Genomic DNA, 15,164 nt, shown 5'->3' on the forward strand with positions numbered 1-15,164 from the left:
GTGGTCGCACCAGGGTTCGAACCTGGAACCTACTACTTAGAAGGCAGTTGCTCTATCCAATTGAGCTATGCAACCGTTACTGTGCAAATTTCGGTGCAAATATGCACAAAATGGACAAATTTAAAAAATAGAAGATGATAATGCCCCTATAGCTTCTTTATCATCATGTTCCTAAACTCTATTTTCATTGGCGGGCCGACATGTACCTGTACACCTATTAATCCGCTCATTTTACGGTTTACGAGGTCGTTATCGGTAACTTCGCTCATCAGGGTGCCGTTTAGGTAGTGCTTCATGTTATTGCCTTTTACCACGATGGTAATTTCGTTCCAGTCGTCGTATTTGATGTGGCTCAACAGTTCGGCCTTGGTGCCCAGGCTATCGATGAGGCGTGGTGGTTTACCGGTTTCGATTATGGTGCGCTGCCCGCGCGGGGCCAGAAACTGACGACCACGTTCCTCGTAGTTTTGCCCGCTGTATTTAGGATAACCGAGATTGTATTTGTCTTTACCGTCGAGGTCGAACTGATAGCCTTTGAGGGCATAAGGCAAAGTATCAACACGAACGCTGCGGTAGTTAATGCCGCTATTGCCTTTTGATGAGATGCGGTACTCGGCCTTCAATATAAAATCGGCAGGCTGCTCTTTGGTATAGATGAGGAAGGTATTCACCTTGATGATGGTGGCAGGTGTAATCTCGCCTATCATCTCGCCGTTTTCCACGCGCCAGTATTTCGCATCACCTTCCCAACCATTTAAGGTTTTACCGTCAAATATGGGAATAAAGCCTTTTTCGCCCGACGTTTTGACCGTACTACAGCCTAAGTATGCCATCATAACAACTAAAAGGGTTACACTCAGTAAAATTTTGTTCTTCATGATTTAAGTGTGCTGCGTAAAAAGCCAGCTTCTTTCAGAATCCTGTTCAAATGTTATTTCATAGCAATTATTTTTTTGCCGGTATTTGCGCCAATAGCCATTTGCTCAGGTCGTCAAGGGCTTTGTCGTTATCGTAACCGGGAGGCAGGTGGCCGTTGGTATATTCGTTGTACAACCATGGGTCGCCAACGGCGAAAACGGTGCCTTTGCCATATTTTAGGGTAGCCATCAACACTACGCCGTCCTTGTTGGTGTATACGGGTTTGGCATTGCCGCTCAGTTTGATCGAGCTGATGTCCTTGAGGTATATTTTGCGGGCGGTTGTAAATATGGGGTGCCCTTCGGGTACCATGAGCGTGCCGGCGGCTATATTGCTGCCTATAACATGGTTTTGCAGATCATCGTTAAAGTGCAGGCCAAAAGCCTCGGCCAGTACATTGGCGCTGGGCAGGTTCACGTTGGCACTATCGTTGGCCATGATCACCAACACGCCACCGGCCTTTACCCATTCGGCCACAGCCTTGGCATCTTTAGGGGTAATAAAATTGGGTTTTGGTGTTTCCTTGGCATTATCGGGGTCAACAACGATGTATACGTCGGTACCTTTCAGGTTTTCGGCGGTTGGGGCGGTTTCAAGACTTTTTAGTTGGGCGCCGTATTTTACAAAGGCGTCGCCCCAATTGGAGTAGCCGTTCAGGTCCTTCTCTTCCCAAATGTAGTGGAAACGTTCGGTAGTGTAGTTACCGTCTTTGTCTTTTTTAAATTCGTGGTTAAAATAGTAATCGAGTGTTACGGTTGGTTTTTGCGCGATGGCCACGGGGGCAAACAATACTGCAAAAAGCACAAGGGCCAGTGTTTTTTTAATGGGGTTCATATTGATGCTGGTGTTATAATTTTAGGTTAGTAAAGGTAGTTTTATTCGTGTAAATTATTTGTTCATTTTAATCAAAACTACGCCGTGTGGCCCAACTTTGGCAGTAAAACTATCCGCAAAGGCTCCCAAATCTTTCTGACGCCATAAGTCGCGGACCTGGTATTTGCCCGATAGCTTCAGGTCGGCCCATTTGATGGTAACATCGGTATCTGCATCACCACGGTTAAACAGCCCTATCGACCATGAACCATCGGCCATGGGTTTGGCATACACATCGGTATTGGTATCAGTTGCTACATCCACAGCTTGTTTGCCCAGTTCGTCCTGACTTACGTCGATTACGTCATCGTTGGTGAGCAGGTTGAGGGTAAAATCGTCCATGTGCTCCAAATCGCAACCCAACAGCATAGGCGCATTGAGCAGGCACCATAGGCTGATGTGCGTGTACTGTTCGTTGGCGGTCAGCTTTTTGGGTTTTCCGCCACCATTGGCACCAACTTCAAACATGTCGGGGTCGTTCCAATGGCCAGGCGACGAGTATGGCAGCCAGTCGGTTTGGCCAAAGCCGTGCGTTTTGAGCGAGTTCCAGTTGTCGCTGATATCGCCGCTGATGCGCCAGCTATTGGCGTATTTGGCTATTCCAGGTATCTCTTTTATTAACGATTTGGTGGCATTATTAGAAAGGCTCAGTATCACATCGCGTTTGCTTGCGCGGAGGGCATCGTACATCTCTTTTGTTTCGGGCAGTTCATTTGGCGCCCAGTCGTACTTCAGGTAATCGATGCCCCAAATGGCCCATTGTTGCGCATCCTGTTTTGCAAACGAGTATTTACCGATGGCATAAGGCAGCTCTTTTTTATTACGCCCTCCATTGCCGACTTTGTGCGGGTCCCAGGAGCCATCTGCATTTTCGGAACTGCCGCCAACATGGCGCGCATATGATTGCACCCAAGGTGTAGAGTAGATGCCCAGTTTTAATCCCATTTTATGGATAGCATCCGACAATCCTTTCATATCCGGAAAACGGACAGAATCGGATTGAATAGCATTTAATGGGCCGCCACGTTTGCCCTGCCAGGCATCATCAATGTTGATATAGGTCCAACCATGCTGATCCAAGCCATATTTAATAAAGCCCTCGGCCGAACGCATAATTTTTGTCTGGTCGACATCGGCATGCCAGCAGTTCCAACTGTTCCAACCCATTGGCGGGGTAAGGGCAATGCTTTCGCCCACTACAATTTTGAAAGTGCGACTTGCCCTACCCAAACTGTTTTTAACATTTAATGTAACCTGGTAAGTACCTTCTTTTTCAATACTGCCGGTTATTTGGCCGTTATCGGCATTAACGTGTAAACCTTTTGGCAGATGGTCGGCCGAGAATTTTACCGGTCTGGTGCCTGTTGCGGGTATGGTGTACAAAAAGGGTGAACCCGGCCGTACGCCAAATATCTTTGGCCCATGTATCCAGGGCTGCGGTGGCGATGTCGGTGTTAAAATATCGGCGGAAGTTGGCAGCGCAATGGCGGGTGCCCGGTTTGCCGCAGGAGTTGTGGTTTGCGCGTAAACTGTAAAGCTCATCGCCAAAAGCAACAGGCTGCAAGCTGATTTTATATTGCTCAAGATGCGGGTATTGGTAATTGGTTTAAAATTAAGACGAATTAAATAAATATTGATGTATTGCCCATCATGTACAGTACTGCCTGTGTTAAAAGTTGTTAATAGTAAGGTAATAATTGTAGCACATTAGTTTAATTGAGAGGACAATATTTTATATTTGCGGCTATTCTGAAAAAAATCTACCAGTACCTTATAAACTTACACTGTGCCCGATAGTATTGTAATTGTCCCCACGTATAACGAGAAAGAGAATATTGAACGCCTGTTGGATAAGGTATTCTCGCTGGAGCATGATTTCCATGTGCTCATCATCGACGATGGGTCGCCGGATGGTACAGCCGATATTGTAAAACGCATACAAAAAGACTATCCAGAACGCCTTTTTATTGAAGAGCGGGCGGGAAAGCAGGGTTTGGGCACGGCTTATATCCACGGTTTCCACTGGGCCATTGCGCATCATTACGATTTTGTTTTTGAGATGGATGCCGATTTTTCGCATAACCCGGATGACTTGATACGACTGCGCCAGGCTTGCGTTGACAATGCCGACATGGCTGTTGGTTCGCGTTATGTTACGGGTGTTAACGTGGTAAACTGGCCTATGAGCCGTGTGCTGATGAGTTACTTCGCGTCGGTATATGTGCGTTTTATTACCGGTATCAATATACAGGATGCTACAGCTGGTTTTGTATGCTATCGCCGTAAGGTATTGGAGACCATTAATTTGGACAAGATACAGTTTGTGGGTTACGCTTTCCAGATAGAAATGAAGTTTACGGCCATTATGTATGGCTTTAACGTGGTGGAAGTGCCTATTATTTTTACCGACCGCACGGTTGGTACCTCCAAAATGTCGACCAGTATTTTCCGCGAAGCTTTCATCGGTGTGTTGCAGATGAAAATCAATAGCTGGTTTAGGAAGTATAAGAGGGTTGAACCGAAGTCAGAAGTCTGAGGTCGGGGGTCTGAAGCCTGACTTATTTTAAACAGATAAATATCTCCGTTTCCAGTTTCGATTCGTCGGGGGTCCAGTGCCCGTAAACTTCGAGCCAGGGGAAACAGGTGTCTAAAGCCTGACGCTTAATGGCTGCCCGTATCTCTTCATATGCCGCCGGGATTTTGCTGTAAGGCCCCACGAGTTTATAGTAGGCGTACTTTTTAAGGTTCACCTGTTTTGGCTCAAGGCCGATGCCAGGTGGCGGCACATCTTCCAGCTCAACGCCGGTAAACAGGTGCTCATTGGCTTCGTACACCCAAACATTGATGCCTTTATGTTTTAGTTTGTGCGCCTGTATCGTTTTCCACATTTCGCCCATCAGCTTCATACCTGTTTCGGCAAAAGCCCGGTTTACGGCAGTGCCCGATACGCCGTAAAGACTGAGCGTATAGTTTTGGTTGATGATTTGGAGTTCCATGGTTTTTGTTTGTGCTAATTTAGGGAACTGGTGGATAAAATTAAACGTCCAATTTGACTCACCCCGACTACGCTGCGCTGGTCGACCCTCTCTTCCGCTGCGCGGGAAAGAGGGTGAAGAAAATTACAGATGTTGTTCTATTTTATCTAAGACAACTTGTATGTCATTTAGTATCTCTTCGTTTTTAAATCTTAAAATAGTTAGACCTAATGCTGTTAGTACGGCATCCCTATTTTTATCATATTCTTTTTTGAAATTATGTATAGGACCGTCGGCTTCAATAACAAGTTTTGATTTATGACAGTAAAAGTCGGGGATATAATATAACCTTTTGCCCAAACCTCCATCTGCACAAATGGGGTACTGTCTTAAAAATTTATGGTTAAATAGTTTCCTGTTTCTCAAATTATCCCATAGTAGCTTTTCCGCGGGTGTTTCCCTTTGTCTTAACTCACGACATAATTCGACGATCGATGCCATACTCAAATATAAAAAAATGGGAAAACTCTTCAAAGTTTACTCACCCCGACCACGCTACGCTGGTCGACCCACTCTTCCGCTTCGCGTGAAAGAGGGTGAAAAACAAAAAAATTATTTTTCTTTTACCCTCTTTCCGCCGCAGGCGAAGAGAGGGTCGCCGGCGTAGCCAGGCGGGGTGAGTCAAATGCGCCGGATGTTCTAAATGCAGATCCATATTTTTCCAAAAAACTTTTCTGACATCCGGCGTCCCACTCCCCACTTCACAAAAATAATTACTAATTTCGTTGGCAATGAACGAGAACCTCGATCCGAGTTTGGACAATCTTTCACCCATTGAGCGCGACATTGAAAAAGTGTTGCGGCCGCAGGCTTTTGAAGATTTTACGGGCCAGCATGCCATTTTAGCCAACCTAAGGGTATTTGTTAAAGCGGCCAAAATGCGCGGCGAATCGCTGGACCATGTGCTGCTGCACGGCCCGCCGGGATTGGGCAAGACCACGCTTTCGCATATCATTGCCAACGAGATGGGTTCGGGTATCAAGATTACTTCGGGGCCGGTTTTGGATAAGCCCGGCGATCTGGCCGGATTGCTCACCAACCTGGAGAGCGGGGATATTTTGTTTATTGATGAGATACATCGGTTGAGTCCGCTGGTGGAAGAGTACCTGTACTCGGCAATGGAGGATTTTAAGATCGATATTATGCTGGAAAGCGGCCCCAACGCGCGCTCGGTGCAGATAACGCTCAACCCTTTTACTTTGGTGGGCGCTACCACACGCTCGGGTTTGCTGACGGCGCCTTTGCGCGCCCGTTTTGGCATTAACTCGCGGCTGGAATATTACGATGCCAAATTGCTCACCACCATTGTGCTGCGCTCGGCATCCATCCTAAAAACACCGATACTGGACGAAGCCGCTTACGAAATTGCCCGACGCAGTCGTGGTACCCCGCGTATTGCCAACGCCCTGCTGCGCCGCACCCGCGATTTTGCCCAGGTAAAAGGCAATGGCGAAATAGATACCGAAATAGCCCGCTTCGCGCTGGACGCGCTGAATGTAGATGAACATGGCCTGGACGAAATGGATAACAAGATACTGCTCACCATTATCGATAAGTTTAAAGGCGGGCCGGTGGGGTTAAAAACCATTGCCACTGCCGTGGGAGAGGACGAAGGCACCATTGAAGAAGTATACGAACCCTTTTTGATACAGGAAGGCTTTTTGATGCGCACCTCGCGCGGAAGAGAAGCTACGGAGAATGCGTATAAGCACCTTAACCGATTAAAAGCGGGGGGTGGACCGACGTTGTTTTAAATCACATGATTATGAAGATTATCTACATATTGTTTTTTGCCGCTTCTAACCTGGCCATTTATATGAAACTCAATAAGCCAGACATAATTGAACGCAAAGCATGGATTGCTTTTATATGTTTCTTTTTGTTCTTTGTATTTCTTCATGTTGGTTTATTTCAATGGGGGTTTTTAATGCCGAGTAAACAATTTTTCAGGCTCCTGCCTGGATTTATAATGCCGATAGTTGCTTTTCTATGTTTTAAATACATTTTTTTGCGCCGAATTAGTAAAGCGAAGGAAAATGGGTTAAACGAAGACTTCTTAAATTTTAGTCAAAAAGTTTTTTCGTTTTTTTGCTTGAAATTGGTGCCAATAATGATATTTTTCAGTCAATTCTTGTTTGTTTTATCCCCGGACGGCACGACAAATTAACAGTACTACTCGCTTTTGTTAATGATTTAAGCGCACCAAATAAAATCCCCCAAACCATTATATTTGCGTTAACTATGATTATCCACCAGTTTTATGATAAGGGCCTTGCCCATGCATCGTATGCCATCATCAGCCAGGGCAAAATGGTAGTGGTTGACCCTGCCCGCGACCCACAGCCTTATTATGATTTCGGGGCGGAGCATGGCGCGCAGATAGTCGGTGTGATCGAGACCCACCCCCATGCCGATTTTGTGAGTTCGCACCTGGAGATACACCAACAAACCGGCGCGGCCATTTATGTGAGCAAATTGTTGGGCGCGGATTATGAACATACCCCTTTTGACGATGGCAACAGCATAGAACTTGGCGATTTGACCCTAAAAGCCATCAATACCCCCGGCCATTCGCCGGATTCCATTTGTATTTTGGTGGAAGACGACCTCGGCCAGCCAAAAGCCATATTTACCGGCGATACGCTGTTTGTGGGCGATGTTGGTCGGCCCGACCTCCGCGAAAGCGTAGGCAACCTGACTGCCAAAAAAGAAGAACTGGCCCGCGCCATGTTCCACAGCACCCGCGAAAAGCTAATGACCCTGCCCGAAAGCGTGGTGGTTTACCCGGCACACGGCCCCGGCTCGTTGTGCGGTAAAAATATGAGCCCCGACCTGCACACCACCATTGGCCGCGAGATACGCGAGAACTACGCCCTACAGCTAATGAGCGAACTGCAATTTGTTAAGGTTTTGACCGAGGACCAGCCCTTCATCCCCCGGTATTTTGGGTTTGATGTGGACCTGAACAAACATGGGGCACCTTCGTACGAAAAGAGTATCGCTTCGGTACCGCACTTAGATAAAAATTCGCCGCTTGATAAGAGAGTGATCATTATTGATACCCGCCCGCAACAGCTGTTCAAAGCCGGGCATGTGCACGGCGCTTTTAACCTGCAAAACGGCGACAAGTTTGAGACCTGGCTGGGCTCGGTGATCAACCCGGATGAGAAATTTTACCTGGTCGCTAAAAGCGAATCTCTGTTAAACACCATGATCGGCAAAGCCGCAAAAATCGGTTATGAGCAAAATATTAAAGGAGCTTTACTAAAGCCTGATAGCGCGGTCGAAAAATCGGTAACAGCAGATACCGAAGCCATCCTGGCCGATCCGGAAAGCTATACCATTGTGGACGTGCGCAATGCAGGCGAGGCAGCCGATTTGAATTACTTCGAAAACTCCATCAATATCCCGTTGCCCGAACTGCGAGACCGTATTGGCGAAATACCAACCGATAAACCCATTGTAGTGCATTGCGCGGCGGGTTACCGCTCGGCAGCGGGGAGCAGTATTATTGCTTCGACTATTCATTCCGTACCTATTTATGACTTTGGCGAAGCCATTTTAACCGTCACGTCATCCTGAACTTGCTTCAGGACCCCATCATGAATGTCTACCACACGCATGATGGCTACTTAACGCGTGAGGTGCCGAAACAAGTTCGGCATGACCTGTTTAATTAAGTGCCATGACCAATGAACTAATGACAAGTGAACCAGTGAACTTCTTCGTACTAACCGCCGATGGCTCCAAAACCATTTACAACCCTGTTGTGGGCGAGAACTACCATTCGCGTAACGGGGCTTTGCAGGAGAGTGAGCATGTGTTTTTAAACTCGGGCCTGCGTTATTTTTTGGCGGATAAAACGGTTGATGAGGTTTCAATTTTGGAAGTTGGTTTTGGTACCGGTCTCAATTTCTTACTCAGCGCTGATTTTTGTACCATGCGCGAGATTAACCTGAATTATGTGGGCATTGAAGCTTATCCCTTAAGTCAGGAAATGATAAGCCAAACGAGCTATGAGCAATATGTTTCGCCGGGGTTGTGGGGCAGTTTTATTGGCACTTACCCGGCAGCAATGCAAAATACAGTCGGACTAAATGGATATGTGAATTTGCACATAGCCCCGCTCCCATTATTGGAATTTGTAAGTGATAAACAATTTGATGTAATTTACTTTGACGCCTTCGCATCGGCTAACCAGCCCGAGATGTGGAGCGAAGAAAGCATGAAAAATACCATTCGGTATTTAAAGACGGGCGGCGTGTTTGTTACTTATGCTATTACCGGTAATTTAAAGCGAATGCTGAAAGCTTTGGGGTGTAAAATAGAAAAAGCACCGGGAGCTTTGGGCAAGAGGGAAATGCTGCGGGCTACTTTGTTGGTTCATTAGTTCATTGGTCATTCGTTCATTGGTCATTCGTTCATTGGTATGGCATGTAAATCGGCTAATTGTTTTAATTTTGGCTGAACTCAATTTTATCGTATGCCTTTAATACCTCCTCCCTTCGCTTCCACCCCCGCTACAGCTTTCGACCGTTTGGTTGCCATTATGAACGATTTGCGTGCCAACTGCCCCTGGGATAAAAAACAGACGCTGGAAAGTCTGCGACATTTAACCATTGAGGAGACCTACGAACTAAGCGACGCCATACTGGAAGGCGATATGCAGGAAATAAAAAAAGAGCTGGGCGATATTATGCTGCACCTTGTATTTTATGCCAAGATAGGTTCGGAGAGCGGTGACTTTAATATTACCGACGTACTGAACGGCATCTGCGAAAAGCTGATACATCGCCACCCGCATATTTACAGCGATACCGAAGTGAGCAACGAGGAAGATGTGAAACGCAACTGGGAGCAGTTGAAACTAAAAGAAGGCAATAAGTCGGTTTTGGAAGGAGTGCCGGCATCGTTGCCTGCACTGGTGAAGGCATCTCGCATACAGGAAAAAGCCCGCGGCGTGGGTTTTGACTGGGAGGAGAAAAGCCAGGTGTGGGAAAAGGTGGAAGAAGAGATGCGTGAATTTCGCGATGAGTTTAACGCGGTGGACGATAAGGCCATCGATATAGAAAAAGCCGAAGGCGAGTTTGGCGATCTGCTGTTTTCGCTCATCAATTATGCCAGGTTTATCGACATCAACCCAGAGAACGCGCTCGAAAAAACGAACAGGAAATTCATTAAACGCTTCCAATACCTCGAAAGCAAAGCCAAAGAGCATGGCAAACAATTGCGGGATATGACCCTCGCCGAAATGGACCTGTTTTGGAACGAGGCAAAAAAAGTTTAGCCGTTTATTTAAACTGTATGGCCTTTACGGGCGATATGCGGCTCACCAACGTGGATGGTACGATGAGTACCAGTAAGCTGATGACCAGGGTGCCCAGGTTGAGCAAAACCACGTCCATTAGTTCCACTTTGATTGGGACGAAGGTCATATAGTAGGATGTTTGGTCGAGTTTTATCCAATGGGTTTGGTATTGCAACAGGCTGAGGCCCAGACCAAACAGGTTACCCAACAACATGCCGAAACCGATAAGGTAGGATGCGTTGATGAGGAATATGCGTTGTATGGTCCAGTTTTGGGCGCCCATGGCTTTGAGCATGCCAATCATCGAGGTACGCTCCAATATCATAATGAGCAGGGCCGATATCATGTTGATGACGGCCACGATGAGCATCAGGATGAGCATGATTTGGGTATTGATGTCGATTTTCTCCAGCCAGTCGAATATGTTGCCAAAGTTTTCGACCACGGTAAAGGTTTTGAGGTCGGTAGGTATTACATCGCCAATGGCGCTGTTGGCATAATCCAGTTTGTCGAAATCGTTGATGCGCACTTCGTAACCGCCGACATTATCCAAAGGCCAATCGCTCAATTTGCGGATGAGGGCCATATCGCCGATAACAAAGGTTTTGTCTACATCCTCTACCCCTGTTGTAAAAATGCCCACAATCTTAAACTTGCGTTTGCGCAGGTTGTCGCGCACAAAGTACATCAAAAAATCGTCGCCCACTTTCAGTTTTAACCTGTCGGCAGTGCGCTGCGATATCATGATCTGCTTTTGCGATGCCACGGTATCTCTAAAATCCATCACGGTACCGACCACCAGACATTTTTGGAGGAAGGTCCAGTCGTAATCGCGGTTAACGCCTTTCATCACCACGCCTTCAATCTCGTCGTTGGCCTTGATGATGCAGGGCAGGGTGGCAAAAGGCATAATGTGGGTAAACACCTTGTTGGCCTGTACATGTTTTACAAAAACAGGGTCATAAGGTACGGGGCTGTTTTCGTAAGAGGTATTGAGGTCGAGCTTGAGCACCTGGATATCGCCGGAGAAACCGCGTATCTTTTCGCGCACTTCCTGCTTAAAGCCGTTCATTATCGCAAAGGAAAGTATCATCACCCCCAGGCCCAGCATAATGCCTATAACGGCTATCCTGACGATGAGTTTCGAGAATGTCCGTTTGGAACGGAACGAAATACGCGAAGCGATGAAGGCAGCAAAATTCAAGATGAGAAAACGTTTTTGTATTTTAGCAAAGATGGAAATTTTTATTGGTTCGAGATTGGTTCATGGTTGATGGATCATAGTTCATGGCAAAAAAATTCCGATCTTCGACTATGAACCATGATCTATGAACTATGAACCCAAAACAGCATGCGAAGAATTAGTCTCGTAATTATAATCTTGTTTCTTTCGGCGCGGACAGCAAGTGCCCAAGCACCACGCATCATTACAGGCGCCAATCGTACAGATGCTTATGTGCCCTACCTGCAAGGCAAAAACGTGGGCATGGTGGTGAACCAGACATCTGTAATAGGACATTTGGTGCCGAGTGTGGACAGTTTGCTGAAACTGGGTGTTAAAGTGAAAAAGATATTCGGGCCGGAGCATGGATTTCGCGGGGCTGCCAGCGATGGCGCCAAAGTAAGTGACGAGGTAGATGCCAAAACGGGTATACCTGTGGTATCGCTTTACGGCAAACATTATAAACCTACGCCTGATGATTTAAAAGGCTTAGACATCGTAATTTTTGATATACAAGACGCGGGCGCGCGGTTTTATACCTATATCAGCACGCTGCATTATGTGATGGAGGCCTGCGCCGAAAACAATATGGAACTGATGATACTTGACCGGCCTAACCCCAACGGCGGCTATGTGGATGGGCCGGTGCTGGATACCGCGCTGCACTCTTTTGTGGGGATGGACCCGGTGCCCATTGTACATGGCATGACCATTGCCGAATACGCTCAAATGATAAACGGGCAAGGTTGGCTGAAAGGCGGGATTAAGTGCAAGCTGAAGATCATCAAGATGGAGAACTATATCCGTACTTTGCAGTTCGGTTTGCCGGTAAAGCCATCGCCCAATTTGCAAACGCACCAGGCTGTGGTATTGTATCCCAGCCTGTGTTTGTTCGAGGGGACCAATATTAGTGTTGGGCGGGGCACGCCCTATCCTTTTATGGTTTTTGGCAGTCCGCTGTTAAAAGGCAAATACACTTTTGAGTTTACGCCCCAAAGCATAGCAGGTGTAAGCGACAACCCGCCGCAAAAAGGACAGCTTTGCTATGGCCTTGACCTGCGGAATTACCATGTAGATGCCGACAAGATCAACCTGACCTGGCTGATGGAAGCCTACAAGGCCTATCCCGATAAGGCGCACTTTTTTACTCCCTACTTTACCAAACTGGCGGGTACTAAGGAATTGCAAAAGCAAATTGAGGATGGCGAGACGGAAGAAAATATCAGGCTAAGTTGGGAACCGGCCTTGAGCCAGTATAAGTTGATGCGGTTGAAGTATTTGTTGTACCGGTGAGTTGATTTGAATCTTATGAAGAAAATAATTGGGAACCCTATATTCATCTATGGTTTATGGATTTTACTTGTGGCTGGCAATTACTTCAGAATACTACTCACAGGTAGTCTTGATTATGAGGACGAGGTAAAGGAAGTTTTTAACATACACATTCTTGTTGCCTCACTTGGCGTATTGTGTATTGGCGTATTAACTATAATCTTTCGAAGGGATTGGTACAAGAAATTTTATTTCATTCCATTGACTATTCCCATCGGTGTGGTGCTCTGGATAGCTTATACTATACTACGATAGTAGGTGCAATGTAGGATATCGCGGTGATTATTTTGGATATCTCACAAATTTTCCTTATATTGTATAGTTTGTAAAACCAAATTGTGAATTTGATAAAAGTGCTTTTGAACTTTTTTTAGATACCCATAAATACCCATATCCATCAAAAAACAATTGAGAAAATTGTAAAATGAAATAATGAATGCGACAAAAGTGATGACCGTTTTGATACTGATTTTAGGCGTCCCTGTATTGATATGGGGGCTGATGATATCGCCCTATGCATTTGCCTGGGACCCGCTGTTGAAACAAAGGAATGATGAGGGGATATTTATTGCCAGGGTGCTTTTTAGCAGTTTGCTGGTATTGTTTGCCTGCGGTTTGTTTTTGGCCAGAAAAGGGGGCGGGTATTGGGTGAAGGCTGTCTATATCGGGGCCTTGGTAGTGGCTGTTTTTAAGTTGCTGGAGATGGTTAGTTTGTAATGCTATTGATAAAGGAACAAGGAGTAAAGACAAAAAGTAAATGTTTTGTATACCCATATTTACCCATAGCCAGGCCGGAGGCCAGAGGGTAGTTGGTCACGAGGCAGAGCCTCGCGCCAGCTTTCGCCGTACCCATATTTACCCATATCTTTCATTTTCATATCGGCACAAACGCACATTTGCACATTATATTGAATTATCTTTGCCATCAATATGAGAATAGTATTTATGGGTACGCCCGAGTTTGCGGTGGCATCGCTGGACGCACTGGTGAAGGCCGGGTTTGAGGTGGTTGGTGTGATAACGGCACCGGATAAGCCGGCCGGCCGGGGGCAAAAACTGAGCGAAAGCGCGGTAAAGCAGTATGCGGTGGCCAATAGTCTGATGGTTTTGCAGCCCGAAAAGCTGAAGAACCCTGAGTTTTTGGCGGAATTAATGGCCTTAAAAGCCGACCTGCAGGTGGTAGTGGCTTTCAGGATGTTGCCCGAAGTGGTTTGGGCCATGCCGCCAAAGGGTACCATTAATTTGCATGCTTCGCTGCTGCCCAATTATCGCGGCGCGGCACCGATAAACTGGGCCATTATTAACGGCGAGAAACAAAGCGGGGTAACCACGTTCTTTTTAAAGCAGGATATCGACACGGGCGATGTGCTCTTCAGCGAAAGCGTCAACATAAAACCCGATGATACCGCCGGCGACCTGCACGATGAACTGATGGCTGTTGGGGCCGGACTATTGGTGAAGACCGTAAAGGCCATTGTAAGCGGCGATTACAAAGAACAAGCGCAGGATAGCATGACCGCCGGTGCTAAGCTGAAACATGCGCCAAAAATATTTAAGGAGGATTGCCTTATAGACTTTAACCAACCCGCCGAGCAAGTATACAACAGGATACGCGGCCTAAGCCCATACCCTACCGCTTATACCTTTTTGAACGGGAAGTTGTTGAAGATATTTAAGGCTGAACTATTGCCCGGCGAACCCGGTATTTCGGCAGGTAGTTTTTTAACGGATAACAAGACGTATTTGAAGTTTGCCTGCGCGGATGGGTTTATGAGCGTTATGGATATACAATTGGAAGGGAAAAAGCGGATGGGGATTGAGGAGTTTTTGAGGGGATATTCGGGATTTCACTGATTTTTTGAGGATTACACCGATTTTATAGCTTAAACAATACCATCATCTGATAGTCGTTTTAAGATGCCGCTTTCATCAACGGTATCAAATTCCGACTTTAGATATATCTGTGCAAGAACAACGGTTTCGCGCGATATTTTAACGTAAGTTATAACACGGGCACCGCCGCTTTTGCCCTTACTTGTGCCGCTTAAGGCCAGTCGTACCTTATACAAATTATTGCCTAAAGATGTACCCATTGTTGGGTGTTCTTCAAGTTCATTAATTAAATTGAGGATGTCGTTCTTTACAGACTTATGTTTCTTTGCTATCTGCTTTAGCGACTTATCAAACTCGGGAGTGATTTTAACATTAAAGCTCATTCAACAGGTCTTTAGCGTTTTTTAACTCGATTTCGCCATTTTCCCATTTTTTGATGTCCTGCAAAGAACTTTTCAGTCCATTATATAGCTTTTGAGACTTTTTATCCAATGCTTTACCAGATGTACCAGAGTAGTTGACAGCATATTTCAATTCAAGCGCATCCAAAAAAGCTTTAACCGCTTTTTCGGCCTGTTGGTCTTCAATATCTATGGTAAACGTTGTCATTACAATACAAATTTAAGCTATTAAATAGATAATA

General features: G+C 46.2%; 18 protein-coding genes and 1 tRNA gene. 9 read left to right on the forward strand and 10 right to left on the reverse strand.

Annotation, left to right across the window (positions count from 1 at the left end):
• Position 1 precedes the first annotated feature (1 nt).
• The 4 genes from QZX97_RS13810 to QZX97_RS13825 form a co-directional block, all read right to left on the reverse strand.
• A tRNA-Arg gene (locus tag QZX97_RS13810) sits at positions 2-75 on the reverse strand.
• Positions 76-146: 71 nt separating this feature from the next.
• On the reverse strand, positions 147-836 hold the full coding sequence (locus tag QZX97_RS13815; RefSeq protein WP_295664729.1) for a DUF1080 domain-containing protein: 690 nt from the start codon (positions 834-836) through the stop codon (positions 147-149).
• A gap of 109 nt (positions 837-945) precedes the next feature.
• On the reverse strand, positions 946-1,752 hold the full coding sequence (locus QZX97_RS13820) for a DUF4350 domain-containing protein (protein ID WP_295651959.1): 807 nt from the start codon (positions 1,750-1,752) through the stop codon (positions 946-948).
• Positions 1,753-1,806: 54 nt separating this feature from the next.
• Positions 1,807-3,375 carry a putative Ig domain-containing protein gene (locus QZX97_RS13825; protein ID WP_295651961.1) on the reverse strand — a complete coding sequence of 523 codons (1,569 nt, stop codon included), beginning with the start codon at positions 3,373-3,375 and terminating at the stop codon, positions 1,807-1,809.
• A 202-nt stretch (positions 3,376-3,577) separates the two neighbouring features.
• Here QZX97_RS13825 and QZX97_RS13830 point away from each other — a divergent pair, with 202 nt between their 5' ends.
• Positions 3,578-4,327: a polyprenol monophosphomannose synthase gene (locus QZX97_RS13830; protein WP_295651963.1), complete on the forward strand. Its 750-nt coding sequence runs from the start codon at positions 3,578-3,580 to the stop codon at positions 4,325-4,327.
• Positions 4,328-4,349: 22 nt separating this feature from the next.
• Here QZX97_RS13830 and QZX97_RS13835 read toward each other — a convergent pair whose 3' ends face one another.
• Together QZX97_RS13835 and QZX97_RS13840 are read right to left on the reverse strand one after the other, a co-directional pair.
• Positions 4,350-4,787, reverse strand: coding sequence for a GyrI-like domain-containing protein (locus tag QZX97_RS13835; protein ID WP_295651965.1), 438 nt, complete (start codon positions 4,785-4,787; stop codon positions 4,350-4,352).
• A 123-nt stretch (positions 4,788-4,910) separates the two neighbouring features.
• Positions 4,911-5,267 (reverse strand): endonuclease domain-containing protein, encoded by a 357-nt coding sequence (locus tag QZX97_RS13840; protein WP_295651967.1) that lies wholly within the window; start codon positions 5,265-5,267, stop codon positions 4,911-4,913.
• A 290-nt stretch (positions 5,268-5,557) separates the two neighbouring features.
• Between QZX97_RS13840 and ruvB the strand changes: the two genes are divergently transcribed.
• The 5 genes from ruvB to mazG all read left to right on the forward strand — a co-directional run bounded on the left by ruvB (position 5,558) and on the right by mazG (position 10,113).
• Positions 5,558-6,580: a Holliday junction branch migration DNA helicase RuvB gene (ruvB, locus tag QZX97_RS13845; RefSeq protein ID WP_295651969.1), complete on the forward strand. Its 1,023-nt coding sequence runs from the start codon at positions 5,558-5,560 to the stop codon at positions 6,578-6,580.
• An 11-nt stretch (positions 6,581-6,591) separates the two neighbouring features.
• Entirely contained in the window at positions 6,592-6,993 is a 402-nt protein-coding gene (locus QZX97_RS13850; RefSeq protein ID WP_295651971.1) for a hypothetical protein, read from the forward strand.
• 74 nt (positions 6,994-7,067) lie between these two features.
• Positions 7,068-8,408 carry an MBL fold metallo-hydrolase gene (locus QZX97_RS13855; RefSeq protein ID WP_295651973.1) on the forward strand — a complete coding sequence of 447 codons (1,341 nt, stop codon included), beginning with the start codon at positions 7,068-7,070 and terminating at the stop codon, positions 8,406-8,408.
• Positions 8,409-8,511: 103 nt separating this feature from the next.
• A complete protein-coding gene (gene mnmD, locus QZX97_RS13860) occupies positions 8,512-9,216 on the forward strand; it encodes a tRNA (5-methylaminomethyl-2-thiouridine)(34)-methyltransferase MnmD (RefSeq protein ID WP_295651975.1) in 705 nt (234 codons plus the stop codon).
• Positions 9,217-9,309: 93 nt separating this feature from the next.
• Positions 9,310-10,113, forward strand: a complete 804-nt coding sequence (gene mazG, locus QZX97_RS13865; RefSeq protein WP_295651976.1) for a nucleoside triphosphate pyrophosphohydrolase — start codon at positions 9,310-9,312, stop codon at positions 10,111-10,113.
• Between the two features lie 4 nt (positions 10,114-10,117).
• On the opposite strand, the gene QZX97_RS13870 is transcribed toward mazG, so the two are convergent.
• Positions 10,118-11,338, reverse strand: a complete 1,221-nt coding sequence (locus tag QZX97_RS13870) for an FtsX-like permease family protein (RefSeq protein ID WP_295651978.1) — start codon at positions 11,336-11,338, stop codon at positions 10,118-10,120.
• A gap of 147 nt (positions 11,339-11,485) precedes the next feature.
• On the opposite strand from QZX97_RS13870, the gene QZX97_RS13875 reads away from it, so the two are divergent.
• Both QZX97_RS13875 and QZX97_RS13880 read left to right on the forward strand, forming a co-directional pair.
• Positions 11,486-12,649 carry a DUF1343 domain-containing protein gene (locus tag QZX97_RS13875; protein WP_295651980.1) on the forward strand — a complete coding sequence of 388 codons (1,164 nt, stop codon included), beginning with the start codon at positions 11,486-11,488 and terminating at the stop codon, positions 12,647-12,649.
• 471 nt (positions 12,650-13,120) lie between these two features.
• Positions 13,121-13,405 carry a hypothetical protein gene (locus tag QZX97_RS13880; protein ID WP_295651981.1) on the forward strand — a complete coding sequence of 95 codons (285 nt, stop codon included), beginning with the start codon at positions 13,121-13,123 and terminating at the stop codon, positions 13,403-13,405.
• 59 nt (positions 13,406-13,464) lie between these two features.
• On the opposite strand, the gene QZX97_RS13885 is transcribed toward QZX97_RS13880, so the two are convergent.
• Positions 13,465-13,614: a hypothetical protein gene (locus tag QZX97_RS13885; protein WP_295651983.1), complete on the reverse strand. Its 150-nt coding sequence runs from the start codon at positions 13,612-13,614 to the stop codon at positions 13,465-13,467.
• Between the two features lie 4 nt (positions 13,615-13,618).
• Between QZX97_RS13885 and fmt the strand changes: the two genes are divergently transcribed.
• A complete protein-coding gene (fmt, locus tag QZX97_RS13890) occupies positions 13,619-14,542 on the forward strand; it encodes a methionyl-tRNA formyltransferase (RefSeq protein ID WP_295651985.1) in 924 nt (307 codons plus the stop codon).
• Positions 14,543-14,571: 29 nt separating this feature from the next.
• On the opposite strand, the gene QZX97_RS13895 is transcribed toward fmt, so the two are convergent.
• Together QZX97_RS13895 and QZX97_RS13900 are read right to left on the reverse strand one after the other, a co-directional pair.
• A complete protein-coding gene (locus QZX97_RS13895; RefSeq protein ID WP_295651987.1) occupies positions 14,572-14,904 on the reverse strand; it encodes a type II toxin-antitoxin system RelE/ParE family toxin in 333 nt (110 codons plus the stop codon).
• Entirely contained in the window at positions 14,894-15,130 is a 237-nt protein-coding gene (locus tag QZX97_RS13900) for a hypothetical protein (protein WP_295651989.1), read from the reverse strand. The genes QZX97_RS13895 and QZX97_RS13900 overlap by 11 nt, the downstream gene beginning before the upstream one ends.
• Positions 15,131-15,164: the final 34 nt, after the last annotated feature.

It is taken from the genome of uncultured Mucilaginibacter sp. (genome assembly GCF_903893715.1).
Taxonomy (GTDB): domain Bacteria; phylum Bacteroidota; class Bacteroidia; order Sphingobacteriales; family Sphingobacteriaceae; genus Mucilaginibacter.

What these genes read in the sequence shown, in the direction of transcription:
- mnmD (WP_295651975.1), top strand. Translation starts at nt 8,512, where the DNA reads ATGACCAATGAACTAATGACAAGTGAACCAGTGAACTTCTTCGTACTA.
- QZX97_RS13835 (WP_295651965.1), bottom strand. Translation starts at nt 4,787, where the DNA reads ATGGAACTCCAAATCATCAACCAAAACTATACGCTCAGTCTTTACGGC.
- QZX97_RS13840 (WP_295651967.1), bottom strand. Translation starts at nt 5,267, where the DNA reads ATGGCATCGATCGTCGAATTATGTCGTGAGTTAAGACAAAGGGAAACA.
- QZX97_RS13855 (WP_295651973.1), top strand. Translation starts at nt 7,068, where the DNA reads ATGATTATCCACCAGTTTTATGATAAGGGCCTTGCCCATGCATCGTAT.
- mazG (WP_295651976.1), top strand. Translation starts at nt 9,310, where the DNA reads ATGCCTTTAATACCTCCTCCCTTCGCTTCCACCCCCGCTACAGCTTTC.
- fmt (WP_295651985.1), top strand. Translation starts at nt 13,619, where the DNA reads ATGAGAATAGTATTTATGGGTACGCCCGAGTTTGCGGTGGCATCGCTG.
- QZX97_RS13820 (WP_295651959.1), bottom strand. Translation starts at nt 1,752, where the DNA reads ATGAACCCCATTAAAAAAACACTGGCCCTTGTGCTTTTTGCAGTATTG.
- QZX97_RS13880 (WP_295651981.1), top strand. Translation starts at nt 13,121, where the DNA reads ATGAATGCGACAAAAGTGATGACCGTTTTGATACTGATTTTAGGCGTC.
- QZX97_RS13885 (WP_295651983.1), bottom strand. Translation starts at nt 13,614, where the DNA reads ATGGCAAAGATAATTCAATATAATGTGCAAATGTGCGTTTGTGCCGAT.
- QZX97_RS13900 (WP_295651989.1), bottom strand. Translation starts at nt 15,130, where the DNA reads ATGACAACGTTTACCATAGATATTGAAGACCAACAGGCCGAAAAAGCG.
- QZX97_RS13895 (WP_295651987.1), bottom strand. Translation starts at nt 14,904, where the DNA reads ATGAGCTTTAATGTTAAAATCACTCCCGAGTTTGATAAGTCGCTAAAG.
- QZX97_RS13815 (WP_295664729.1), bottom strand. Translation starts at nt 836, where the DNA reads ATGATGGCATACTTAGGCTGTAGTACGGTCAAAACGTCGGGCGAAAAA.
- QZX97_RS13850 (WP_295651971.1), top strand. Translation starts at nt 6,592, where the DNA reads ATGAAGATTATCTACATATTGTTTTTTGCCGCTTCTAACCTGGCCATT.
- ruvB (WP_295651969.1), top strand. Translation starts at nt 5,558, where the DNA reads ATGAACGAGAACCTCGATCCGAGTTTGGACAATCTTTCACCCATTGAG.
- QZX97_RS13875 (WP_295651980.1), top strand. Translation starts at nt 11,486, where the DNA reads ATGCGAAGAATTAGTCTCGTAATTATAATCTTGTTTCTTTCGGCGCGG.